At 63.1% G+C, this 21,810-nt stretch carries 21 protein-coding genes; 13 read left to right on the plus strand and 8 right to left on the minus strand.

All coding sequences use genetic code 11. The features are described from left to right. Positions 1 to 29 precede the first annotated feature (29 nt). The 3 genes from AC1DYQ_RS16910 to waaF all read left to right on the plus strand — a co-directional run bounded on the left by AC1DYQ_RS16910 (position 30) and on the right by waaF (position 2,332). The gene (locus tag AC1DYQ_RS16910) at positions 30 to 968 is read left to right on the plus strand and encodes a branched-chain amino acid transaminase (RefSeq protein WP_477687744.1); all 939 of its coding nucleotides are present in this window, start codon (positions 30 to 32) and stop codon (positions 966 to 968) included. Between the two features lie 22 nt (positions 969 to 990). Then, positions 991 to 1,218, plus strand: a complete 228-nt coding sequence (locus AC1DYQ_RS16915; RefSeq protein ID WP_477687745.1) for a zinc-finger domain-containing protein — start codon at positions 991 to 993, stop codon at positions 1,216 to 1,218. A gap of 91 nt (positions 1,219 to 1,309) precedes the next feature. Beyond that, on the plus strand, positions 1,310 to 2,332 hold the full coding sequence (gene waaF, locus AC1DYQ_RS16920) for a lipopolysaccharide heptosyltransferase II (RefSeq protein WP_477687796.1): 1,023 nt from the start codon (positions 1,310 to 1,312) through the stop codon (positions 2,330 to 2,332). 6 nt (positions 2,333 to 2,338) lie between these two features. Here waaF and AC1DYQ_RS16925 read toward each other — a convergent pair whose 3' ends face one another. The 4 genes from AC1DYQ_RS16925 to AC1DYQ_RS16940 all read right to left on the minus strand — a co-directional run bounded on the left by AC1DYQ_RS16925 (position 2,339) and on the right by AC1DYQ_RS16940 (position 6,822). Then, positions 2,339 to 2,962: a carboxymuconolactone decarboxylase family protein gene (locus AC1DYQ_RS16925; protein WP_477687746.1), complete on the minus strand. Its 624-nt coding sequence runs from the start codon at positions 2,960 to 2,962 to the stop codon at positions 2,339 to 2,341. A 309-nt stretch (positions 2,963 to 3,271) separates the two neighbouring features. Beyond that, positions 3,272 to 4,501, minus strand: coding sequence for an ATP-binding protein (locus AC1DYQ_RS16930; RefSeq protein ID WP_477687747.1), 1,230 nt, complete (start codon positions 4,499 to 4,501; stop codon positions 3,272 to 3,274). Positions 4,502 to 4,507: 6 nt separating this feature from the next. After that, complete coding sequence (locus tag AC1DYQ_RS16935) at positions 4,508 to 5,224, minus strand: response regulator (RefSeq protein ID WP_457281718.1); 717 nt, start codon at positions 5,222 to 5,224, stop codon at positions 4,508 to 4,510. Between the two features lie 191 nt (positions 5,225 to 5,415). After that, positions 5,416 to 6,822, minus strand: a complete 1,407-nt coding sequence (locus tag AC1DYQ_RS16940) for an AmpG family muropeptide MFS transporter (RefSeq protein ID WP_477687748.1) — start codon at positions 6,820 to 6,822, stop codon at positions 5,416 to 5,418. A 31-nt stretch (positions 6,823 to 6,853) separates the two neighbouring features. Between AC1DYQ_RS16940 and AC1DYQ_RS16945 the strand changes: the two genes are divergently transcribed. The 5 genes from AC1DYQ_RS16945 to AC1DYQ_RS16965 all read left to right on the plus strand — a co-directional run bounded on the left by AC1DYQ_RS16945 (position 6,854) and on the right by AC1DYQ_RS16965 (position 12,884). Further along, positions 6,854 to 7,696, plus strand: a complete 843-nt coding sequence (locus tag AC1DYQ_RS16945) for a M48 family metallopeptidase (protein ID WP_477687749.1) — start codon at positions 6,854 to 6,856, stop codon at positions 7,694 to 7,696. Between the two features lie 24 nt (positions 7,697 to 7,720). Continuing rightward, positions 7,721 to 8,878, plus strand: a complete 1,158-nt coding sequence (locus AC1DYQ_RS16950; protein ID WP_477687797.1) for an HPP family protein — start codon at positions 7,721 to 7,723, stop codon at positions 8,876 to 8,878. Positions 8,879 to 9,198: 320 nt separating this feature from the next. After that, a complete protein-coding gene (locus AC1DYQ_RS16955; RefSeq protein WP_477687750.1) occupies positions 9,199 to 9,567 on the plus strand; it encodes an Hpt domain-containing protein in 369 nt (122 codons plus the stop codon). A gap of 30 nt (positions 9,568 to 9,597) precedes the next feature. Continuing rightward, positions 9,598 to 12,498 (plus strand): PAS domain S-box protein, encoded by a 2,901-nt coding sequence (locus AC1DYQ_RS16960; protein WP_477687751.1) that lies wholly within the window; start codon positions 9,598 to 9,600, stop codon positions 12,496 to 12,498. 2 nt (positions 12,499 to 12,500) lie between these two features. Then, entirely contained in the window at positions 12,501 to 12,884 is a 384-nt protein-coding gene (locus AC1DYQ_RS16965; RefSeq protein WP_477647940.1) for a response regulator, read from the plus strand. Between the two features lie 250 nt (positions 12,885 to 13,134). Here the strand turns inward: AC1DYQ_RS16965 and AC1DYQ_RS16970 are convergent, their stop codons facing one another. After that, complete coding sequence (locus AC1DYQ_RS16970; RefSeq protein WP_477687752.1) at positions 13,135 to 14,001, minus strand: exodeoxyribonuclease III; 867 nt, start codon at positions 13,999 to 14,001, stop codon at positions 13,135 to 13,137. Between the two features lie 11 nt (positions 14,002 to 14,012). Between AC1DYQ_RS16970 and pyrE the strand changes: the two genes are divergently transcribed. Further along, on the plus strand, positions 14,013 to 14,753 hold the full coding sequence (gene pyrE / locus AC1DYQ_RS16975; RefSeq protein ID WP_477687753.1) for an orotate phosphoribosyltransferase: 741 nt from the start codon (positions 14,013 to 14,015) through the stop codon (positions 14,751 to 14,753). A 51-nt stretch (positions 14,754 to 14,804) separates the two neighbouring features. Next, on the plus strand, positions 14,805 to 15,431 hold the full coding sequence (locus AC1DYQ_RS16980; protein ID WP_477687798.1) for a DUF4124 domain-containing protein: 627 nt from the start codon (positions 14,805 to 14,807) through the stop codon (positions 15,429 to 15,431). Positions 15,432 to 15,470: 39 nt separating this feature from the next. On the opposite strand, the gene gatB is transcribed toward AC1DYQ_RS16980, so the two are convergent. Genes gatB through gatC form a run of 3 tightly spaced genes read right to left on the minus strand, consistent with a single transcriptional unit; the run spans position 15,471 to position 18,794 of the window. Then, a complete protein-coding gene (gene gatB / locus AC1DYQ_RS16985; RefSeq protein ID WP_477687754.1) occupies positions 15,471 to 16,970 on the minus strand; it encodes an Asp-tRNA(Asn)/Glu-tRNA(Gln) amidotransferase subunit GatB in 1,500 nt (499 codons plus the stop codon). Position 16,971: 1 nt separating this feature from the next. Continuing rightward, complete coding sequence (gene gatA / locus AC1DYQ_RS16990) at positions 16,972 to 18,486, minus strand: Asp-tRNA(Asn)/Glu-tRNA(Gln) amidotransferase subunit GatA (RefSeq protein WP_477687755.1); 1,515 nt, start codon at positions 18,484 to 18,486, stop codon at positions 16,972 to 16,974. Positions 18,487 to 18,494: 8 nt separating this feature from the next. Beyond that, positions 18,495 to 18,794: an Asp-tRNA(Asn)/Glu-tRNA(Gln) amidotransferase subunit GatC gene (gene gatC, locus AC1DYQ_RS16995; protein ID WP_477647946.1), complete on the minus strand. Its 300-nt coding sequence runs from the start codon at positions 18,792 to 18,794 to the stop codon at positions 18,495 to 18,497. A gap of 282 nt (positions 18,795 to 19,076) precedes the next feature. Between gatC and AC1DYQ_RS17000 the strand changes: the two genes are divergently transcribed. The 3 genes from AC1DYQ_RS17000 to mreD are packed head-to-tail and all read left to right on the plus strand — an operon-like array spanning position 19,077 to position 21,637. Beyond that, a complete protein-coding gene (locus AC1DYQ_RS17000) occupies positions 19,077 to 20,120 on the plus strand; it encodes a rod shape-determining protein (protein WP_457281706.1) in 1,044 nt (347 codons plus the stop codon). Positions 20,121 to 20,178: 58 nt separating this feature from the next. Continuing rightward, positions 20,179 to 21,099, plus strand: coding sequence for a rod shape-determining protein MreC (gene mreC / locus AC1DYQ_RS17005; protein ID WP_457281705.1), 921 nt, complete (start codon positions 20,179 to 20,181; stop codon positions 21,097 to 21,099). 19 nt (positions 21,100 to 21,118) lie between these two features. Further along, positions 21,119 to 21,637 (plus strand): rod shape-determining protein MreD, encoded by a 519-nt coding sequence (gene mreD, locus AC1DYQ_RS17010; RefSeq protein ID WP_477687756.1) that lies wholly within the window; start codon positions 21,119 to 21,121, stop codon positions 21,635 to 21,637. The last annotated feature ends 173 nt before the right edge of the window (positions 21,638 to 21,810 follow it).

Genomic DNA, 21,810 nt, shown 5'->3' on the forward strand with positions numbered 1-21,810 from the left:
TTCACGACATTCACCACAGGATCAGCATCATGTCCCCAGTAGCACCTTCCATGGCAGACCGCGACGGCAAAATCTGGATGGACGGCCAGATGGTCGACTGGCGCGACGCCAAGATCCACGTGCTGAGCCACACCCTGCATTACGGCTGCGGCGCGTTTGAAGGCGTGCGGGCCTACAACGCCCAGGGCGGCACGGCGATCTTCCGGCTGCAAGAGCACACCGAGCGCCTCTTCAACAGCGCCAAGATCCTGCGCATGAAGATTCCCTTTACCCAGGACGAAGTCAACGAAGCCACGAAAGCCGTCGTGCGCGAGAACAAGCTGGAGTCCTGCTACATCCGTCCGCTGACCTGGATCGGCTCCCAAAAACTCGGCGTCAGCCCCAAGGGCAACCAGATCCACCTGATGGTCGCAGCCTGGCCCTGGGGCGCCTACCTGGGCGAGGAGGGCATGAAGCGCGGCATCCGCGTGAAGACCTCCAGCTACACGCGCCACCACGTCAACATCACCATGACCCAGGCCAAGGCGGTCAGCAATTACACCAACTCCATCCTCGCCAACATGGAAGCGCTGGACGACGGCTACGACGAAGCGCTGCTGCTCGACGCCTCAGGCTTTGTCAGCGAAGGCGCGGGCGAAAACATTTTTGTGATCAAGGGCGGCGTGGTCTATACGCCCGACCTCTCGGCCGGTGCCCTCAACGGCATCACGCGCAACACCATCCTGCACATCTGCAAGGACCTGGGCCTGGAACTCGTGCAAAAGCGCATCACGCGCGACGAGGTGTACATCTCCGACGAAGCCTTCTTCACCGGCACGGCCGCTGAAGTCACGCCGATCCGCGAACTCGACCGCATTGAAATCGGCGCCGGCTCGCGCGGCCCCATCACCGAGAAAATCCAGAGCGCGTTCTTTGACATCGTCAACGGCCGCAATCCCAAGTACGCCCACTGGTTGGCCAAAGTCTGAAGCGCTTACTGAAAGTCCCACGATGAGCACCCCCACAACGACCCATGCCTCCTCCTCTGTCGAACTACTGGCTTCCGACCTGAACGCGCAAGGCGGTGTCTATTGCCCCAGCCCCAAAGCCGACATGAAAATCTGGAACAGCCACCCCAAGGTCTACCTGGACGTGGCACGCACCGGCCAGGCCAAGTGCCCGTATTGCGGCACGGTTTACGCGCTCAAAGCCGGCGAACACTTCGGCGCCGGTCACTAGCGTGTCTGACCCCCTTCAAGCGGCCGCCACGGAACCGGCTTTGCCGGGCCGCAAGCGGCGCCCCCTTGGGGGGGAGGCGGCCGAAGGCCGCATCGGGGGGGAATCGCTAATAGTTGCACCTCAGTGGATTGGTGACGCCGTCATGACGGAGCCGCTGATGCGACGGCTGCATGCGCGCGGCGAACGTCTCACGGTGGGCGCTTTGCCCTGGGTAGCGCCGGTCTACCGCGCCATGCCGCAGGTGGCCGAGGTCATTGAATTTCCTTTCGCGCACGGCGGTCTGCAGTTCCGCGAACGGCGTGCGATTGCCAAACGCATCGAAGGCCGTTTCGACAAAGCTTATGTCCTGCCCAATTCGCTGAAAAGCGCGCTGCTGCCTTTTCTGGCGAGCATCCCGGAGCGCATCGGCTACTTTGGCGAAGCGCGAGTGGGCCTGTTGACACACCGGCTCAAAAACCCCAAGAACAAGCCCCCCATGGTGGCGTTTTATTCAGCGTTGAGCGGTGGGGCGGACCTCGACAAAGACCGGCCGCAACTGCAGATGGCACCCGCTGAAATTGAGCAGGTGCTGGCTGAACTGGGCCTGCAACGTGGCGGCTATTACGTGTTTGCGCCCGGTGCCGAATACGGCCCTGCCAAGCGCTGGCCCGCCCGTCACTTTTCAGAACTCGCTGCGCGGCTGGCTTTGCCGGTGGTGTTGCTGGGCTCCGGCAAGGAAGCGGCGCTCTGCGAAGAAATCGCCGCGCCCGTGAACGCGGCGCAGCCCGGCAAGTGCCTGAACTTCGCGGGCAAGACCTCGCTGGTACAGGCCCTGTGCCTGATCGCCGCAAGCCAGAGCACGGTCAGCAATGACTCGGGACTGATGCACGTGGCTGCGGCCTTCGGTGTGTCGCAAGTGGCGATCTTCGGCTCATCCAGTCCGCTGCACACGCCGCCATTAAGCGACAAGGCCACTGTGTTGTGGCTCAAAGCCGATGCAGCCTACCAGCCCCCGCTCGATTGCGCGCCCTGCTTCGAGCGCGAATGCCCGCTGGGCCATACGCGCTGCCTGAACGATGTGGGCGCCGAGCGGGTGCTGGCGGCGCTGCCACCGGTTCCCCGGGCGGAAAGTTAGGCCGGGTCAGGCGGGGAAGGCCGCCAGCGGCGAAAAACCTGGTTTGCCCTGGGTCGGCGTACGCGCCACATTCATCACCCAGCACACCATCACAAAATAGCCGGCGAGGCTGACCAGCTCGACCACACCCTGTTCGCCGAATGTTGCCACCGCCGCGGCATAGGTGGCGTCGCAGCAGCCATGCTGGCGCAGCACTTCGAACGTGAGGTCCAGCGCGACGGCCTCATCGGCGGCCGGTTCGCGCGGCTGCCTGCCGTCGGCGATTGCGTCCACAGTGGCCTGGCTCACGCCCGCGGCCACCGCCAGCGGGGCATGCATCAGCCACTCAAACTGGTTGGCGGTATGGCGGGCCGCCACGCAGGTGACGAGTTCGCGGATGCGTGCGTCCAGCGCGCTTTCAAAGCGCAGGTAAGCCCCCACGTCGCCGATGCGGCCCATGAGCTGCGGGCTGCGCAGCAGGGGAATGAAAGGGCCAAACACGGCCTTGCGCGGGCCGGCGATCAGTGCGTCCGCAGCGGCCTGCTGCGCGGGTGACATGGCCTCCCGCGGCATCAGCGGCATCCGGTCTTCGGCAAGCGGGAAGAAGCCCTGGGGGACGGCGGGAGCTGGAGGTGTGGTGGCAAGGCTCATGGGGTTCCTTTGGGTGGCTGAATCCATGAGCGTATCAAAGGGCGCCCCGCCATGTCTTCAGGCAAAAAAAAGCCACCTCGCGGTGGCTTTTGCAAACTTCTTCCGTGAGGAAGATGTCGTTGGGAATCATTGAAATGTTTCACCGACGTTTGGTTTTTAGTCCCTTTTAGTTCCCCTTTTCCCCTATCCATTGTTGTGACAGCAACGGGAAGAAATGTCGGGGATTAGGCGCAGTCTGACCATTCTCCAAATAGAGGAGACCGCGCATTTTGTCTTTTTTTGGGTCGGTTCTCGTGACTTATTTCACGTTTATGAGTGGGCGACCGGCAATTCAACAACAAAAGTCGCGCCACCGCCGGGCCGGGCTTCGCAGCGAACGCTGCCGCCATGTCGCTGGCTGATCGATTTCACCAAGGCCAGGCCGAGCCCCACGCCGCCTTCGCGTTCACTGGCGCCGGGCAGTCGGTAAAAAGGTTCAAAAATGCGCTCACGCTGCTCGGCGGGCACGCCAGGGCCGCGGTCATGCACCTTGATCACGGCCCGCTGTTTTGCGCCGGCCCGGGCCTGTGCCAGCTCCAGGCTGATCTCGCCGGTGCTGTAGCGCCGCGCATTTTCCAGCAGGTTGCGGATCAGCCGGCGCAAGAGGCGTGGCGAGCCCTGTACCGTCAGGCTGTGGCTGTCGGCGTCAATGCCCAGGCCGGCGCCAGGGCCGCTGGAATCGTGGCCCAGCTCGGCGCTCAACTCCGCATTGACGCGCGAACATTCTTCCGCTGCCAGGCCCGTGAGGTCCAGGGTTTCAAAAGGCTCCGCGTCGGCCTGCTTGGCGTCGAGGCGGCTAGCCAGCAGGATCTCATCGATCAGCTGGTCGAGTTCGGAGATGCTGCGGGAAATTTCCTTGCGCTGCGGTGATGCGGCGTCGGTGCCCATGAGCTCCAGCCCCATGCGGATACGGGCCAGTGGGGAGCGCAATTCATGTGACGCGTTGGCCAGCAGCGATTTGTGCGACTCCATCAGGGTTTCGATGCGCTCGGCCGCGTGGTTGAAGCGCCTGGCCAGAAATGCCACCTCGTCCTTGCCGTCGGCATTGACGCGTGCCGACAAATCACCGGCGCCCCATCGCTCCACGCCGCGCTGCAGGGCTTCCAGCCGCAGCGTCAGCCTTCGCATCACGGGATAGGCCCCCAGCGCCACGGCCAGGCCGACGACGACCAGCATCCAGCCAAAACCAAACGGGGGGCGGTTCCACGGGCTGTTGCCGGGTGGGCGCTTGGGCCGCGGCAACACGAGGTTCAGCGTCTGGCCGTCTTTGGTCAGCACGTCAAATTCGAGGCCGTCACCGGGTTTGCGGTCGGGCTTGGTCTGAGCCGTGCCGATGACTTCGCCCTTGTCGTTGTGCACCAGCACTTCGCGAATCGGCAGCTGCGGCGGGTCGGCGCTCAGGCGCCAGGCCGCGCCCACCAGAAAGGTGAGGACCAGCACTGTGGCGACAACAGCCAGCCAGATTCGCACATACAGGTGCGAGGTAAAACGTCCCCACATAAGAATCTAGTCCTGCTGTTTGGCAAAAACATAGCCGACGCCGCGCACCGTCAGAATGCGTTTCGGGTCTTTTGCGTCGGCCTCGATGGCGCTGCGGATGCGGCCCATGTGCACGTCGATGGAGCGGTCAAAGGCCTCGAGTTCGCGGCCTCGCACAGCCTCCATGATCTGGTCGCGGCTCAGCACGCGGCCGGCACGTTCGGCCAGTGCCACCAGCAGGTCGAACTGGTAAGACGTCAGCTCGCAGGGGTTGCCGGACACCGATACGGTGCGTGCATCGCGGTCGATTTCCAGCGAGCCGAAGCGCATGACCTTGTGGCCGCCGCTGGAGGCTGCTGCACCCGTTTCGCCGCCGCGGCGCAGCACGGCCCGGATGCGCGCCAGCAACTCGCGCGGCTCGAAAGGTTTGGGCAGGTAGTCGTCAGCGCCAATTTCCAGGCCGACGATGCGGTCCATCGGGTCGCCCTTGGCCGTCAGCATCAGCACGGCGGTGTTGGCGTTTTCGCTGCCCTGGCCCTTGATGCGCCGGCACACTTCCAGTCCATCCATGTCTGGCAGCATCAGGTCCAGGATGACCAGGTCGGGCGTTGCGGCTTCCAATGCTGCCAGGCCTGCCGCGCCGTCGGCTGCGTGGGTAAAACCGTAGCCCGACTGGCGCAGGTATTCGCCCACCATATTGGCCAGGCGGGTATCGTCTTCAATCATCAAAAGCTGTTGGGTCATGGCTGGTCCTCGTGTGCAGGTGTTCCCCGTGGGGTGGAATCACAATGAAATTCATGGTGCGCCGCGCGCAACAATCCCGCTTGAAGCCACCGTAAAGTTACGGTAAACCGGCGCAGCGAACCTCCAGCATACTCTCTGTGCGGTACGGTGCAGATGCGTTTTTTTGCTATCAAATTAATAGCTGTTTGCGCTCATCCCTTCTGGGTTTCCGGTGCTTTTAGCCTTGAAGCAAAACCCACCAGAAGCAGCACCGGCAGGCCCAGCAGGGCCGTTCCGGTGAAGAAGTTGCTGTAACCAAAAGAGTCCACATACTTGCCCGAATAACCCGCAAGGAACTTGGGCAGCAACAGCATCATGGAGCTGAAAAGTGCGTATTGGGTGGCCGAATAATTGATGTTGGTGAGGCTCGACAGGTAGGCGATGAAGGCGGCTGAGGCAATGCCGCTGGAGAGGTTGTCGGCCGAGATCACGAAGATCAGCGCGTTGACGTCGTGGCCCCGCGTGCCCAGCCAGGCAAACAGCAGGTTGCTGGCGGCACTCAGTACAGCGCCCAGCATCAGCACGCGCATCACGCCGAAGCGCATGGCCAGCGCGCCGCCCACGAAGGCGCCTGCCAGCGTCATCACCACGCCGTAAATCTTGGTCACCGCGGCTACTTCGTCCTTGGTGTAGCCCATGTCGACATAAAACGGATTGGCCATGATGCCCATGACAACGTCGCTGATGCGGTAGACCGCGATCAGCGCCAGGATGAGCAGCGCCTGTTTGCCGTAGCGGCGCAGGAAGTCGGCGAAAGGATCGACCAGCGCGGTTTTAAGCCACTCTGCAGCGTTGCGCGACGGCGCCAGCGGGCGCGGCGCTGGTTCAGGCGACAGCAGCACCGTCGCCATGCCCAGCAGCATGGACGCCGCCATGGCCAGGTAGGCCACTTGCCATGCGCCGTGCTGGTAAGTGACGGCGTCGCCTGCGACTTCGGCACGCGCTGCAATCCACAGCGCCCCGGCGCCGGCCCAGATCATCGCGATGCGGTAACCCGTCTGGTAGGCGGCAGCCAGTGCGGCCTGGCGCTGGATGTCGGCCGACTCGATGCGGTAGGCGTCCAGCGCGATGTCTTGTGTGGCCGACCCGAATGCCACGGCCAGTGCGCACCACACGACCGGTTGCAATGCCAGCCTGGGGTCCGTCAGCGCCATGCCTACAAGCGCCGCCACGATGACCAGTTGCGACAGCAGCAGCCAGCTGCGCCGGCGCCCAAGCAGGCGCGTGAGCAGCGGAATCGGCATGCGGTCCACCAGCGGTGCCCACACCCATTTGAAGCCGTAGGCCAGCCCGACCCAGCTCAGGTAGCCGATGGTGGTGCGGTCTATGCCGGCTTCGCGCAGCCAGAAGCTCAGCGTCCCAAATACCAGCAGCAGCGGCAGGCCGGCGGAAAAGCCCAGAAACAGCATGCGCAGCGTGGCGGCTTCGGCGTACACGCGCCAGACATCGCGCCAAGCGGGTTTGGGTGCGGCTGTCACAGTGGGGGCTGTAGGTGCCGCGCTGTGCGCAGCGACAGGGGCGGATGATGGCAGTTCGGAGGAGGGGGTTTTGTCTGACATGGGCATCTTGATTTGTGACTATTATTCACCCATGTGCTTTTTATGCGAGGCCAAACACTCTGCCTGGGCTGGCCGCCGGGCGTTCCTGCTGGCTGCCGGCGGCGCCGCGGCGACGGCCGTCACTACCCCGCTGCTTGCGCAGGTTGATGTCGGGCCGTCGTCCGGGCTGCGCAAGCTGATCCCTGCCGAGGAACTGGAAAACGCCGCCGCGCAGGAGTATGCCAAGCTGCTGGCGGAGGCGAAGTCGAAAGGGGCGCTGGCGTCGCCGGGCAATCCCCAGCTGCAGCGCATACGCGGCGTCGCCACCCGGCTGGTGCCGCAGGCCGCGCAGTGGAACGACCGTGCCAACCAGTGGCGCTGGGAGGTCAACCTGCTCGGCAGCAAACAGATCAACGCCTTCTGCATGCCCGGCGGCAAGATTGCGTTCTACACCGGCATCATCGATCAGCTCAAGCTCACCGACGACGAAATTGGAATGATCATGGGTCACGAAATGGCCCATGCGTTGCGCGAGCATGCGCGCTCCCGCATCGCCAAAAGCGCGGGAACCGGGCAGCTGCTCTCGCTGGGTGCGCAACTGCTGGGCCTGGGCCAGCTCGGCGACGTCGCCGCCAACATCGGTACCCAGTTGCTGACGCTGCGCTTCAGCCGCGAAGACGAAACGGACGCCGACCTCGTCGGACTGGAGCTGGCCGCGCGCGGCGGCTATAACCCGCAGGCATCTGTCAGCCTCTGGGAAAAAATGGCGCAGGCCGGTGGCGGTGCCGGCGGCCCGAGCTTTCTGTCCACCCACCCCTCGGGGCCTGAACGCATCCAGCAGCTGCAGGCCAACGTGCCCAAGGTGCAGGGTCTTTATCAACGCGCCCGCGGCTGATCTGGCTGGCCCCTGGTGACTGGGTTGACGCAGCGCGCCGCATTTTTCACGCGCGCCTGGTGGCGAGGCTTCCGGCCGGGACGCACCCGCATCAACTCACACGAGCGGCTGCGCATTGTCATCGGTTCGCTGCTGGGCATTTTCGTGACAGGGCTGCTGTGTCACCTGGCTGACCGGATGATGCCGGGACTGCCCTGGCTGGTGGCGCCGCTCGGCGCCAGCGCCGTGCTGGTGTATGCCGTGCCGGCCAGCCCGATGGCGCAGCCCTGGAATGTGGTGGGCGGCAATACCCTGTCGGCGCTTGCCGGCATTGCGGGCGTGCATGGCATGCATCTGCTGGGCTCGCCGGCCCTCGCGGCCGCAGTGGGCGTGGCCACGGCCATCGCGCTCATGCTGGCGTTGCGCTGCCTGCACCCGCCGGGCGGCGCCACTGCCTTGATGGTGGTGCTGGGCGGCGTCTCCGACCCGCTGTTTGCCTTCTATCCCGTGATGCTCAACTCCGTGCTGCTGGTGGCCGTCGGCGTCGCCTACAACAACGCCACGCGCAGGGCCTATCCCCACACGCAGCTGGCCCCGCCGGGCCCCGCGCCGTCCGTAGAAGACCAGTTGCTTGATGCGGACCTGGACGCCGTGCTGGCACGCTACAACCAGGTGCTGGACGTCAGCCGCGACGACCTCAAGACATTGCTGGCAGAAACCCGGTTGCGCGCTTACGACCGCAAACTGGCGGAAGTGCGCTGTGCCGACGTCATGTCGCGCGATCTCGTCACGGTGGAATTCGGCACCCCGCTGGAAGAGGCCTGGGCCCTGCTGAGGGAGCGCCGCATCAAGGCCTTGCCGGTGGTGGACCGCAGCTTCCGTATCGCGGGCATCATCACGCAGGCCGACTTCATGCGGGCCGCAGAACTCGATTTGTACGAAGGCTTTGACGCCAAGTTGAGGCAGCTGGTGCGCACCACGCGCAGCGTTTACTCCGACAAGCCCGAAGTCGTGGGCCAGATCATGACCCGCAATGTGCGGGTGGCGGGCATGCACCGTCGGCTGGTGGAACTGGTGCCGCTGTTCGGCAGCACTGGTCACCACCACATTCCCATCATCGGGGAGGGGGGGCGGCTGGTAGGAATTATTACCCAGTCTGATGTGATCGCCGCGCTGGGGCGGGCTGCCGATCCATCGGCTTGATGCGCGCGGCGCCCCCAATGATTGAATACTAATGTATTTAGTTACCGCATAGACCCAGAGTTTTTTGCGATAAAGCAGCCTATAAGAATTAATTATTCGTTGGTACAGATGATCAGCTAGTGACATCTCGCCGTAAGCGGTGCACCCCAAGGCGAAACCTCGTACTTGTCCTACGCTGCGTTTTGGCACCTGCGCCGTAAGATAAGCCGCATGTGCTTTCTTTTCCATCAAGTGCAACATGCGTGCCCGCGCTGTTTGCATGCCGAGGCGTTTTTGGGGCTGGTCACCAGCTTCTCCCGCGGCACCGCATCAAATAGCGCATGGCTGGCGCCAGCTTTCCGGATGCCATGACGCAACCCAACCCGGCCCTGCTCGCATTTCTGGAGGAGCAGCGCGTCGATTACACCCGCTCGTTGCCCCGTCGTCTTGAGCAGGTGGCGGCCTTATGGCAACAAATCCTCAGCGGCGACGATCTGGCGCAGGCTCTGCCAACCCTGGAACGCCATGCGCACAGCCTGGCCGGATCTGCGGCAACCTTCGGATGGGCCGACCTCGGTCTTGCGGCCCAGGCGCTGGAACTGGCCATAGAACCTCATGTTGGTGCCGGCCGGCCGCTTTCGCCGCAGGTGCAGGCCGAAGTCGGACGGGCAGTTAAGGCACTGCAGCAGCGCTTTCCCGGTACTGCGTGAACGCTCACGATCAGATCGCACAAGATGTCCATGTTTTCCTCCAACGCTTTTCTGGTCAAGATCAAAATCGCATTGGCTGCCGGCCTTGTGCTGATGATGGTGGTGGGTGCGGCCTCGTACATCGGCATCGACCGCCTGATTGAAACGGCGCAATCCCGGGTGCGCACGGAAGACACGCTGGTGATGCTCGAGCGTGCGGACTCCGGCCTTCGCACGGCCGAGTCCACATTGCGGCAGTATCTTCTGAGCGGTAGCCCCCAGGAGCTGGAGGAGTTCCAGCGGGCTCGGGTCGAGTTGCGCGCGATCAGGGCACGCATGCGCAGCGCCAACGTGCTGCAGGAGGCCGTAGAGTTTGACGAACTGATCAACCAGCGCGCCCAGATCGCGAACCAGTCCATCGCGGCGCGCAAGGCGTCCGGCCCCGAAGCCGCCGCGGCCGTTCTTGGCAGCGATGCCAGCCGGCAATTGAGGCTGCGCACCGACGGGTTGCTGGAAAACGCGCGCAATCGCGAGGTCCACAAGTGGCGTGACGCGCAGGCCGCGGCGGAGCATAGCGCCCAGTGGGCTCAGGGTTTCATCATCGCGGGAAACCTGTTGTTTGCCTGCATGCTGGCCTGGATGGTCTATGTGGTCAAGCACTATGAGCACGTGCGAAAACGCGGCGAGGAGCAATTGCGCGACACAGAAGTGATGAGCCGCAGCATTACCGAGGGAATGGTCGAAACGGTGATCACCACCACGTCCGACGACATCGTTCTGGAGGCCAACGCGGCGGCTTTACAGCTCTTTGGGTATGAGAAAAGCGATCTGATCGGCCGTGACGTGTCGGAATTGGTGCCGCCGCGGTTTCGCCAGCAATACAAGGATTTCACTTCCATGATGCGGGAGCAACCGGAAACATTCCGGATATCCGGGCAGGAAGTGCGCGCCATGCGCAAGGATGGCAGCGAGTTCATGGTCAGTGTGTCTTTTAGTGATGTGCAAGTCGGCGGCCGCCGCCTTTTTACCGCGTTGATGCATGACATTACCGAGAGCAAGCGCATCAGCAAGGCCTTGCGGGCGAGCGAGTCCCAGTTGCGCCAGGTCACCGATACGGTGCCCGCCCTGATTGCCTACCTCGATACGGAGCAGCGCTTTCGCTTTCACAACCGCGCTTACGAAGCTGCTTTCGGCCTGAGCTTCGAGCAGATCGACGGGCACCCCCTGGCTGAAGTCCTGGGTCCGGAGATTTACGAAACCGTCCGGGAGAAAGTGGAAGAAGTGCTGAGCGGCAAGCCGGTCCGCTACGAACGCACCCAGGTGACGCCGCAAGGCGAGCGCAGGCACTTCGCGATGCAGTATTTCCCCCGCTACGGCGAAGGCGCCGCCAAAGACAAGGTCATCGGGTTCTTCTCAATGGGCACGGACATCACCGAGCTCAGGCGTATCGACCGCATGAAGACCGAATTCGTATCCACCGTCAGCCACGAGCTGCGCACGCCGCTGACGTCCATACGCGGCTCTCTGGGGCTGATTTCCGGCGGCGTGGCCGGTGAGCTCCCTGCGGCGGTGAAGAACCTGGTGGGCATTGCCCAAAGCAACTGTGAACGCCTGATCCGGCTGATCAACGACATTCTGGACAGTGAAAAAATCGAGTCCGGCAAATTGCGCCTGGACCTGCAGGTGGTGGACCTGCGGCAGCTGGTGCAGCAGGCGCTGGTCGCCAACGAGGGCTTTGCCAGCCAGCACCGGGTGGACCTCGTATTGCGGGCGCCTGACGTCGCCCTGCAGGTGCGGATCGACGCCGACCGCATGACCCAGGTTTTGACCAACCTTCTGTCCAACGCGGTCAAGTTTTCGCCGCCGGGCAGCCCGGTGGAGGTCAGGCTGTCAAGGTCGGCGCAGCGCGTTCGCGTCGAAGTGGTTGATGTCGGCCCCGGCATTCCCGAGGAGTTCCACGGTCGCATTTTCCAGAAATTCTCGCAAGCCGATTCTTCCGACACCCGGCAAAAAGGCGGAACCGGCCTCGGCCTGAATATTTCCCGCGCGCTGGTGGAAAAGATGGACGGCACGATCGGCTTCAGCAGCGCGGAAGGCGTGGGAACCACCTTCTTTTTCGAGGTGCCGGAATGGACCAACCCGGTGCCATTGCTGCAACCCATACGGATACAGCCGGCTGTTTCAACCCGGCCCCGCATCCTGATCTGCGAAGGCGATCCCGACGTGGCCAGGCTGATCAGCATGATGCTGAGCAAGGCCGGGTTCGACTCCGACATGACACACAGTGCGGAGCAGGCGCTGGCTTGCCTGGCAGCCAACAGCTACGACGCGGTGACAGTGGACCTGAAACTGCCGGGGCAAAACGGCGTGGCCTTTATCGGCCAGCTGCGGGAGGATGAAAGAACCCGCCACCTGCCTGTTGTGGTGATCTCGGCCATGGCCGAGCAGGGGCAGTTGCAGTTCAACCGCAAGCCGCACACGGTGTCGGACTGGCTGAAGAAACCCATTGACGAGCGGTTGCTTATTCACAGCTTGCGCCGGGCCGTTGTCAGCGTGGACGAAGGAAAACCACGCGTTTTGCACGTCGAAGACGACCAGGATATCCAGCAAATCACGGCCGCGATTGCACAGGATTTTGCGACCTTTGAATTTGCCACTACGCTGGACGAAGCTCGCGCGCTTCTGCGCCAGCATCCTTTTGACCTGATCCTGCTGGACCTGTCGCTCGGCAGCCATTCGGGCTGGGACCTGTTCGAGGATATCGACGCCCTGGATCCGCGCCCGCCGGTGATCGTGTTCTCGGCCGGCGACGTAAACCCGGCAGATGGCAAGCAGGCCGATGCGGTGCTGGTCAAGGCTCATACTTCCAATACCGAACTGCTCAATACAATCCAGCGTGTGCTCCAGATTCCCGCCGACTACCGCCCCACCCAATCCCAACCCCTGATCTGATCATGACCAAACCACTGACCCGTATCCTGTATGTCGAAGACGAACCCGACATTCGTATGGTTGCGCAGATGGCGCTGGAAGCCGTAGGCGGCTTCACCGTTATCGCCTGCGCTTCGGGCCAGGAGGCGCTGGATGCCGCACCGGGCGCCGGCGCCGACCTGCTGCTGCTGGACGTGATGATGCCCGGCATGGACGGGCCCAGCACACTCAAAGGTCTTCGGGCATTGCCCGCCACGGCCGACACGCCGGTGATTTTCATGACCGCGAAGGTGCAGGCTGCAGAGGTCGCGGTGTACAAGGGCCTGGGCGCCATGGAGGTGATCCCCAAGCCGTTTGACCCGATGGAGTTGTCTACCCAGATCCAGCGCATCTGGGCAGCACAGTAGAGCCCCCACGGTGGAGTAGAGCCCCCACAGTCGTTCACTGCGTGTAACTCCTTGCCCCCCGAGGGGGCCGCCCGCCTGCGGTCTGGCAAAGCCAGTCCCGCGGCTTATGCTGGGTTTAAGAGTTCAGTGGCGTAACCAGTGGGGGTATTTCACCAGTGGGCGGCCGCGGAACCGGCTTTGCCGGGCCGCAGGCGCCGCCCCCTCGAGGGGGGAACAGGCTACACGCAGTGAGCCTGGACAGGGGTGGTTGTTATAGCCCAAACTCATAGTCCACGCTCATGGGCGCGTGGTCGGAAAACCGTTGTTCCTTGTAGATATGTTCGCTGCGGGCCAGTGCGGCGAACGCCGGGGTGGCGAGGTGATAGTCCAGCCGCCATCCCACGTTTTTGGCATAGGCCTGACCTCGGTTGCTCCACCAGGTGTAGGCCGCGTCAGTGGCTGTGGGCTGCAGCTTGCGGTATACGTCGACCATGCCGCCGCCCTGGAGCGAGGGGCCTGTACGCTCTGTCAGCTCCTGTGCGGCTTCGTTGGCCAGTTCGGCATCGCGCAGCAGCTCGGTCATCCAGGCGCGTTCTTCGGGCAGGAAGCCGCTGTTCTTTTTGTTGCCCTTGAAGTTTTTCAGGTCGATTTCCTGGTGCGCGATATTGATGTCGCCGCACAGCACGAAGTCGCGCGTTTCCTTCAGGGCCAGCAGGCGCGGATAAAACTCGGCCAGGAAGCGGAACTTGGCGGCCTGGCGTTCCTCGCCCGAAGAGCCGCTCGGGAAATAGCAGCTGATGATGGACAGCTTGGGGCTTTGTTTGCGCCCGGGTCTGTCAAAGCGCAGTTCCACATAACGCCCTTCGGCGTCGAATTCGGTGGAGCCGTAGCCCACGATGACATCGCTGGGTTCGTGCCGCGTGTACACGCCGACGCCGGAGTAGCCCTTTTTCTCGGCGAAGTGAAAATGGCCTTTCATGCCGGCGATTTCCTCGAACCGGCCGCTCATGTCGGCGGCCTGGGCCTTGAGCTCCTGCACACAAATACAATCCGGCATGGATTGTGCAACCCAGTCCAGCAACCCCTTGCTGGCTGCGGAGCGGATACCGTTGAGGTTGAGGCTGGTTAATTTAAACATGGGACTTTCAAATGAGCACGGCTGGCGAAAAGGGCGATCAGGACAACAAGGACGGTGCGCTGGCACAGGAATTCGTGCAGTTTGCCGTTGAGTCGGGCGTACTGCGCTTCGGGCAATTCAAGACGAAGGCCGGGCGCATGAGCCCCTATTTTTTCAATGCCGGCCTGTTCGACGACGGGGCCAAGCTGGGCCGGCTGGCGCAATTCTATGCGCGCCACCTGCTGGCCGAAGAAAAGCGCAGTGGCCTTGAATTCGACATGATTTTCGGGCCCGCCTACAAGGGAATTCCACTGGCTGCCGCGGTGGCCGTCGAGCTGGCGCGGCTGGGGCGCAATTTTCCGTTTGCCTACAACCGCAAGGAGGCCAAGGACCACGGCGAAGGAGGCACGCTGGTCGGCGCCCCGGTCAAGGGCCGCGTACTGATCATTGACGACGTCATGTCCGCCGGCACCGCCGCCCGCGAATCCATTGCCATCATCCGGGCAGCCGGGGCCATTCCCCACGCCGTGGCCCTGGCGCTGGACCGACAGGAGAAGGCCACCGAAAACGGTGTGGATGTGAACCACAGTGCTGTGCAATATGTTACGAATCAGTTGGGGTTGCAGGTTTGTGCGATTGCGCGCCTGACCGACTTGCTGCAGTATCTCTCCAGGCAGGGCGGCACGTCGGCTACAAGCGCTCCTGAAACGTTATCTCTGCAAGCGCACTACCAGTCGGTGCTGGCCTATCGGGAACGATACGGCGTCAATTAAGGATTCGAATTGCTCCTGCGAACCCCGTTCACGGTCACCTGTATTTCACTCATGTGCCTGGCCGGCCCTGTTGCAGCGCAGAACATCTACACCTGTGTAGATGGCAAGGGCCGCAAGATCACGGCAGACCGCCCGATCATTGAATGCATAGACCGCACGCAACAGGAACTGGGCCCCAGCGGCCTGGTCAAGCGCCAGGTGGGCCCGTCGCTGACCGCGCAGGAGCGCACCGCCCTTGAGGAAAAAGAGAAGGCCGCCGCCGAAGTGCGCGCACGCGAAGCCGAGGAAAAACGGCGTGACCGCGCCCTGTTGCTGCGCTATCCGCGCCGGGAAGTGCACGACCAGGAACGCATCACCGCGCTAGCCCAGATCGACGAGGTCATCAAGGCTGCGAGCAAAAGAACGGTGGAACTGGCCGAGCAGCGCAAGAGCATCAACAGCGAGCTCGAGTTCTACGCGAAAGACCCCGCCAAGGCACCTCCTGCGCTGAAACGCAGGATCGAGGAAAACGACAACAGCGCCCTGGTGCAGAAGAAGTTCATCCAGGACCAGGAGCAGGAAAAAAAACGCGTCAACCAGCGGTTTGACGAAGAACTGGCCAAGCTCAAGCAGCTGTGGACCGTTGCCGGCGCGCCTGCCATTGCGGCCAGTGGTGTTGCTGGCGCCGCAAAAAATTAGCGGCTCGCCCCTGGGCCGCTGTTAACGCTGTCAGAACGGTCAGCCCAGCTTCTTTTTGAGCAACTCGTTCACCTGGGCCGGATTGGCCTTGCCTTTGGTGGCTTTCATGGCCTGGCCGACCAGGGCGTTGAAGGCCTTGGTATTGCCCGATCGAACTTCCTCGACGTTTTTGGCGTTGACTGCCAGAACCTCATCGATGATTTTTTCGAGTTCGCCGGTGTCGCTCATCTGCTTGAGGCCTTTGGCTTCGATGACCATGTCGACGTCCTGGCTCTCACCCGTCCACAGTGCATCAAACACCTGCCTGGCGGCATTGTTGGAAATCGTGCCGTCGGCAATCCGGCCAATCAGGCTGGCAAGTTGCGCTGCGCTGACGGTGGACGTTTCAATTGATTTCTCTTCACTGTTCAGCCGCCGCGACAACTCGCCCATGACCCAGTTGCTGGCCAGCTTGGGCTGTTTGCTGAGTGTTGCCACCGCTTCGAAATAAGCCGCTGTTGCCTTGCTTTGCGTGAGCTGGCCGGCGTCGTATTCGGGCAGGGCGTAATCAGCCACAAAACGCGCGGCCATCACACGCGGCAGCTCTGACATCTCAGAGCGGGTCTTCTCCACCCAGTCACGGCCGATCACCAGCGGCGGCAGGTCCGGGTCAGGGAAGTAGCGGTAGTCGGCGGCATCTTCCTTGGTCCGCATCGAACGCGTCTCGCCCGTGTCCGGGTCAAACAGTACCGTGGCCTGCTGGATCGCGCGGCCGTCTTCAATCTGTTCGATCTGCCAGCGCACTTCATAGTCAATGGCCTGCTGCATGAACTTGAAGCTGTTCAGGTTCTTGATCTCGCGGCGCGTGCCCAACTCGGCGCCGGGTTTTCGCACCGACACGTTGGCATCGCAGCGGAAGCTGCCTTCCTGCATGTTGCCGTCGCAAATGCCGATCCAGGTGACGATCTTGTGCAGCTCTTTGGCATACGCCACCGCTTCGGCGGACGAACGCATGTCGGGCTCGGTCACGATTTCGAGCAGTGGCGTGCCGGCGCGGTTCAAATCGATACCGCTCATGCCGATGAAGTCTTCGTGCAGCGACTTGCCGGCGTCTTCCTCAAGGTGGGCGCGCACCAGGCGCACCGAGCGTTTTTCGCCGTCCAGGAAAAACTCGACGCTGCCGCCTTGCACCACCGGAATCTCGAACTGGCTGATCTGGTAGCCCTTGGGCAGGTCGGGGTAGAAGTAATTCTTGCGCGCGAACACGCTCTGCTCGGCGATATGCGCATTGACGGCCAGGCCGAACTCGATGGCGCGCTGCACGGCGCCCTTGTTCATCACCGGCAGAGCGCCGGGCAGAGCGAAGTCCACCGCGGAGGCCTGCGTGTTCGGCTCGGCGCCGAAGGCGGTGGAGGCACGGCTGAAAATTTTCGATTGCGTCGTGAGCTGCGTGTGGGTTTCAAAGCCGATGATGACTTCGTAGCCTTGCACCAGCGGCCCGGTGGGGCGACCGGCCTGCATTTCGGCGAAGGGGTTGACGGTGGGTTGGGTCTGGCTCATGTCAAATCACCTGGAGGCTTGGGGGCTGGCGCAGGTGCCAGTCGGTAGCCAACTGAAACTGGTGCGCGGCGCCCAGCAGTTGCGCTTCCTTGAAGTAGTTGCCGATCAACTGCAGGCCCACAGGCATGCCGCCCGCGCCGAAGCCCGCCGGCACGCTCATGCCGGGCAGGCCGGCGAGGCTCGATGAGAGCGTGTAGATGTCGGCGAGGTAGCTGGCCACCGGGTCGTCCGACTTTTCACCGATCTTCCAGGCCACGGTGGGCGAAACGGGGCCCGCAATGATGTCGCACTGTGTGAAGGCGGTCTGGAAATCTTGCGCGATCAGGCGGCGGATTTTCTGCGCCTTGAGGTAGTAGGCGTCGTAATAACCGTGCGACAGCACATAGGTGCCGATCATGATGCGGCGCGTGGCTTCGTCGCCAAAACCTTCCGAACGCGACTTCTTGTACATGTCGTTGAGGTCGGTGTAGTTGGCGGCGCGATGGCCGTAACGCACGCCGTCAAAGCGGCTCAGGTTGCTGCTGGCTTCGGCCGGTGCGATCACGTAATACACGGGGATGGAGAGTTCGGTCAGCGGCAGGCTCACGTCCACCAATGTGGCGCCCAGCTTTTCGTATTCGGCCAGCGCGGCGCGCACGGCGGCCAGCACGTCAGGTGCGCAACCCGCACCGAAGAATTGCGTGGGCAGCCCGATTCTCAAGCCTTTTAGCGGTTTTGCGCCCGCAGATTGGGCGCCGGCAGCTATCAAATCAGTAGCATAGTCAGTAACGGGCAGGTCCAGCGAGGTGGAGTCGCGGTCGGGGTCGGGACCGGCCATGGCCGAGAGCAGCAAGGCGCAGTCGAGCGCGCTGCGCGCCATCGGGCCGGCCTGGTCCAGGCTGGAGGCAAAGGCCACCATGCCATAGCGTGAACAGCGGCCGTAGGTGGGCTTGATGCCGGTGATGCCGGTGAGCGACGCAGGCTGGCGGATCGAGCCGCCGGTGTCGGTGCCGGTGGCGGCGGGCACCAGGCGGGCCGCAACCGCGGCCGCCGAGCCGCCCGAGGAGCCGCCCGGAATGCGTTCCAGGTCCCAGGGGTTTTTGACGGGCTTGTAGGCGCTGTTGTCGTTGCCCGAGCCCATGGCGAATTCGTCGCAGTTGAGCTTGCCCAGCGTGACCATGCCGGCTGCGCCGAGCTTGCCCACCACGGTCGCATCAAAGGGGCTGCGGTAGTTTTCCAGGATTTTTGAGCCGGCCGTCGTGGGGAAGTCGCGTGTAACGAAGACGTCCTTGTGCGCCAGCGGCACGCCCAGCAGGGGCGTGCGCTCACCGGCGGCGAGGCGCGCGTCGGCGGCTTTGGCCTGCGCCAGCGACACGTCGGGGCTGGTGGCCAGGAAGGCGCCCAGGTTTTCCTGCTGGATGCGGGCCAGAAAATGCTGCGTGACTTCAACACTGGAGACTTCGCCGGCGGCCAATCTGGCGGCCAGCTGGGCAACGCCCAGGTCGTGGAGGTCAGAAGAAGCGGAAGAAGATGTCATGGCGCCGCTCATTCGATCACCTTGGGCACGAGGAAAAGGCCGCGCTCCACGGCGGGCGCACTCACCTGGCTGGCCTCGCGCTGGTTGGGTTCGCTGGCGATGTCCTCGCGCAGGCGCAAGGCCACTTCGCCGATCACCGCGGCTGGGTGGGCCAGTGGCTCCACGCCTTCGGTATTGACGGCTTCCATCTGCTCGACCAGGGCGAAAAAGCCGTTGAGTTGGGCCAGGGTGTGCTCGGTTTCGTCGGGGCGCAATTCCAGCCGCGCCAGGTTGGCGACGCGGGCGATGTCTTGGGGTGTCAATGCCATGGGGTAGGGATGAAGGAAATACGGGAAAAATAAACCAGAAAACAGGGGCTGAAACGAGGTGTAAAGCTGAAAAAACAGGCAGGCTAAAGCTATTGATCTATAGGGGATGCGTTATTATCCCGCCTTTGGTGTGAAATCAGGGTTGGATGCGGGCTTTAGGCGTTTTTTAGGTGCCGGAAGCAGATTTCAGAGCGCCTCTGGCTCAACTTCCCCATAATTGCTTGATCAATAAAAAGGCGATGGAGCAACGAAGTTTGCTCATGCTCAACCGGACTCCTGCATATGTTTGAATCATTCCGTCGGTACTTCTCCACCGACCTGGCCATTGACCTTGGCACCGCCAACACCCTGATTTTTGTACGCGACCGCGGTATTGTGCTGGATGAGCCCTCTGTGGTCGCCATCCGCCACGAAGGCGGCCCCCAGGGCAAAAAAACCATCCAGGCCGTCGGCCACGAAGCCAAGGCCATGCTGGGCAAGGTCCCCGGCAACATCGAGGCCATCCGGCCGATGAAAGACGGCGTGATCGCCGACTTCACCGTGACCGAGCAGATGCTCAAGCAGTTCATCAAGATGGTGCACCCGCGCAGCCTGTTCAAGCCCAGCCCGCGCATCATCATCTGTGTGCCTTGCGGCTCCACCCAGGTCGAGCGCCGCGCCATCCGCGAAAGCGCGCTCGGCGCCGGTGCCAGCGATGTGTACCTGATTGAAGAACCGATGGCTGCCGCGATTGGCGCAGGCCTGCCCGTGTCGGAAGCCAGCGGCTCCATGGTGGTCGATATCGGCGGCGGCACGACCGAAGTCGGCGTGATTTCGCTGGGCGGCATGGTCTACAAGGGCAGCGTGCGTGTCGGCGGTGACCGTTTTGACGAAGCCATCATCAACTACATCCGCCGCAACTACGGCATGCTGATCGGCGAGCCCACCGCCGAGGCCATCAAGAAGAGCATCGGTTCGGCCTTCCCCGGCTCCGAAGTCAAGGAAATGGAAGTCAAGGGCCGCAACCTGTCCGAAGGCGTGCCGCGAAGCTTCACGATTTCCAGCAACGAAATCCTCGAAGCCCTGACCGACCCGCTCAACAACATCGTCAGCGCCGTGAAGAACGCTCTGGAGCAAACGCCGCCCGAGCTGGGCGCCGACATCGCCGAGCGCGGCATGATGCTGACCGGCGGTGGTGCTTTGCTGCGCGACCTGGACCGCCTGCTGGCCGAAGAAACCGGCCTGCCGGTGCTGGTGGCCGAAGATCCGCTGACCTGCGTGGTGCGCGGCTGTGGCATTGCGCTGGAGCGCATGGACCGCCTGGGTTCCATCTTCACCTCGGAATAAGCGTCTTCACTTCATGCTGCACGCCGGGCATGAAGCGGGGCCAGCCTGACAGCGAACCATGCCTTTAGGAACCCTCGACAGATCCCCGCCGCCCTTTTTCAAACAGGGGCCTTCGGCGCTGTCCAAGCTGGTGTTTTTCAGCGCGCTGTCGCTGTTCCTGATGGTGGCCGATACACGTTTTCGCATTACCCAGCCGGTGCGCGCCGCGCTGGCTACTGCGCTTTATCCGGTGCAATGGCTGGCGCTGCAACCGGTGCGCGCTGTCAAAAGCAGCGGTGAATATTTCACCACCCTGAACCAAGCCAAGACCAGCAGCGAAGAAGCCGGTCGCAAGCTCGCGCTTCAGTCGCTGCGCGCCGGCCAGGTCGAGCAGCTCACGCAGGAGAACAACCGCCTGCGCAAGCTCATGGGCCTGCGTGAACAGCTCGGCACGCCGGTGATGGCTGCCGAGGTGCTGTACGACGCTGCGGACCCTTACACCCGCAAGGTGATCATCGACAAAGGCATGGCGCAGGGCGTTGACCTGGGCTCGCCGGTGCTGGACGAGTCCGGCGTGCTGGGCCAGGTCACCCGCGTGCATCCGCTGGTCAGCGAAGTGACCTTGCTGGTCGACCGCGACCTGGCGATTCCGGTGCTCAATGTGCGCACCGGCGCGCGCAGCGTGGCCTATGGCGACCCGACCGTTTCGGGCAGCGGCCTGGAGCTGCGCTTCATGGGCAGCAACTCGGATGTGCAGCAGGGCGACCTGCTGACCACCAGCGGCGTCGACGGCGTCTACCCGGCCGGCCTGCCGGTGGCCAAAATCAGCCGCATCGAGCGGCGCGCGGAATCGGCGTTCGCAAAAATTTTCTGCACACCGCAGGCGCTCGTGACGGGTGCGCGGCACGTCATCGTGGTCAAGCCCGGCACCGGCCAGATCCCGCCGCGACCCGACGACACACCCGAACCCGCGCCCAAGAAGAAGGGGGCTTCGAAATGATCATGCAGGGAGTGACAACATGATCATGCGATCAGGCCAGCAGCTGCTGCTGCCGGCTAACCCCGTCTTCATCTGGTGCAGCCTGATCGCGGCGCTGCTGCTGGACATGCTGCCCCTGGGCCGCGTGCCGTGGATGCCCGATTTCCTGGCCCTGGTGCTGGTGTTCTGGAACGTGCACCAGCCGCTGCGTGTCGGCATCGGCGTGGCTTTCATGTTCGGTCTGGGCATGGACGTGCACCAGTCTTCGCTGCTCGGTCAGCATGCGCTGTCGTATACGGCGTTGAGCTTCTTTGCCACGATGATCCACCGTCGCCTGCTCTGGTTCACGGTGCCGTCGCAGGCTGTGCAGGTGCTGCCGTTGTTTGCGGTAGCGCACGGCGTGGAGCTGGTGATTCGCATGATCGGCGGCGGCATTTTCCCGGGCTGGATCATGCTGCTGGCGCCGCTGGTGGAGGCCGTTCTGTGGCCGGTGGTGAGCGTACTGCTGCTGGTGCCGCAGCGCCGTGCGCCCGACCCTGACCAGAACAGGCCACTCTAGATATGGCCCCCACGCTAGATATGGCCCCCACGGTCGCTCACTTCGTGTGTTCCCTGCCCCCCGAGGGGGCCGCCCGCCAGCGGCCTGGCAAAGCCAGTTCCGCGGCTCATGCTGGCCTTTTTCGGCTCGCTTCGCATCGCCTTTGCAGCAACAGGTGTTGCGGGCACTTTTTG

The organism is Polaromonas sp. P1_F4 (assembly GCF_056405675.1).

What these genes read in the sequence shown, in the direction of transcription:
- AC1DYQ_RS16910 (WP_477687744.1), top strand. Translation starts at nt 30, where the DNA reads ATGTCCCCAGTAGCACCTTCCATGGCAGACCGCGACGGCAAAATCTGG.
- AC1DYQ_RS16915 (WP_477687745.1), top strand. Translation starts at nt 991, where the DNA reads ATGAGCACCCCCACAACGACCCATGCCTCCTCCTCTGTCGAACTACTG.
- AC1DYQ_RS16925 (WP_477687746.1), bottom strand. Translation starts at nt 2,962, where the DNA reads ATGAGCCTTGCCACCACACCTCCAGCTCCCGCCGTCCCCCAGGGCTTC.
- AC1DYQ_RS16930 (WP_477687747.1), bottom strand. Translation starts at nt 4,501, where the DNA reads ATGTGGGGACGTTTTACCTCGCACCTGTATGTGCGAATCTGGCTGGCT.
- AC1DYQ_RS16935 (WP_457281718.1), bottom strand. Translation starts at nt 5,224, where the DNA reads ATGACCCAACAGCTTTTGATGATTGAAGACGATACCCGCCTGGCCAAT.
- AC1DYQ_RS16940 (WP_477687748.1), bottom strand. Translation starts at nt 6,822, where the DNA reads ATGTCAGACAAAACCCCCTCCTCCGAACTGCCATCATCCGCCCCTGTC.
- AC1DYQ_RS16945 (WP_477687749.1), top strand. Translation starts at nt 6,854, where the DNA reads ATGTGCTTTTTATGCGAGGCCAAACACTCTGCCTGGGCTGGCCGCCGG.
- AC1DYQ_RS16955 (WP_477687750.1), top strand. Translation starts at nt 9,199, where the DNA reads ATGGCTGGCGCCAGCTTTCCGGATGCCATGACGCAACCCAACCCGGCC.
- AC1DYQ_RS16960 (WP_477687751.1), top strand. Translation starts at nt 9,598, where the DNA reads ATGTTTTCCTCCAACGCTTTTCTGGTCAAGATCAAAATCGCATTGGCT.
- AC1DYQ_RS16965 (WP_477647940.1), top strand. Translation starts at nt 12,501, where the DNA reads ATGACCAAACCACTGACCCGTATCCTGTATGTCGAAGACGAACCCGAC.
- AC1DYQ_RS16970 (WP_477687752.1), bottom strand. Translation starts at nt 14,001, where the DNA reads ATGTTTAAATTAACCAGCCTCAACCTCAACGGTATCCGCTCCGCAGCC.
- pyrE (WP_477687753.1), top strand. Translation starts at nt 14,013, where the DNA reads ATGAGCACGGCTGGCGAAAAGGGCGATCAGGACAACAAGGACGGTGCG.
- AC1DYQ_RS16980 (WP_477687798.1), top strand. Translation starts at nt 14,805, where the DNA reads ATGTGCCTGGCCGGCCCTGTTGCAGCGCAGAACATCTACACCTGTGTA.
- gatB (WP_477687754.1), bottom strand. Translation starts at nt 16,970, where the DNA reads ATGAGCCAGACCCAACCCACCGTCAACCCCTTCGCCGAAATGCAGGCC.
- gatA (WP_477687755.1), bottom strand. Translation starts at nt 18,486, where the DNA reads ATGACATCTTCTTCCGCTTCTTCTGACCTCCACGACCTGGGCGTTGCC.
- gatC (WP_477647946.1), bottom strand. Translation starts at nt 18,794, where the DNA reads ATGGCATTGACACCCCAAGACATCGCCCGCGTCGCCAACCTGGCGCGG.
- AC1DYQ_RS17000 (WP_457281706.1), top strand. Translation starts at nt 19,077, where the DNA reads ATGTTTGAATCATTCCGTCGGTACTTCTCCACCGACCTGGCCATTGAC.
- mreC (WP_457281705.1), top strand. Translation starts at nt 20,179, where the DNA reads ATGCCTTTAGGAACCCTCGACAGATCCCCGCCGCCCTTTTTCAAACAG.
- mreD (WP_477687756.1), top strand. Translation starts at nt 21,119, where the DNA reads ATGATCATGCGATCAGGCCAGCAGCTGCTGCTGCCGGCTAACCCCGTC.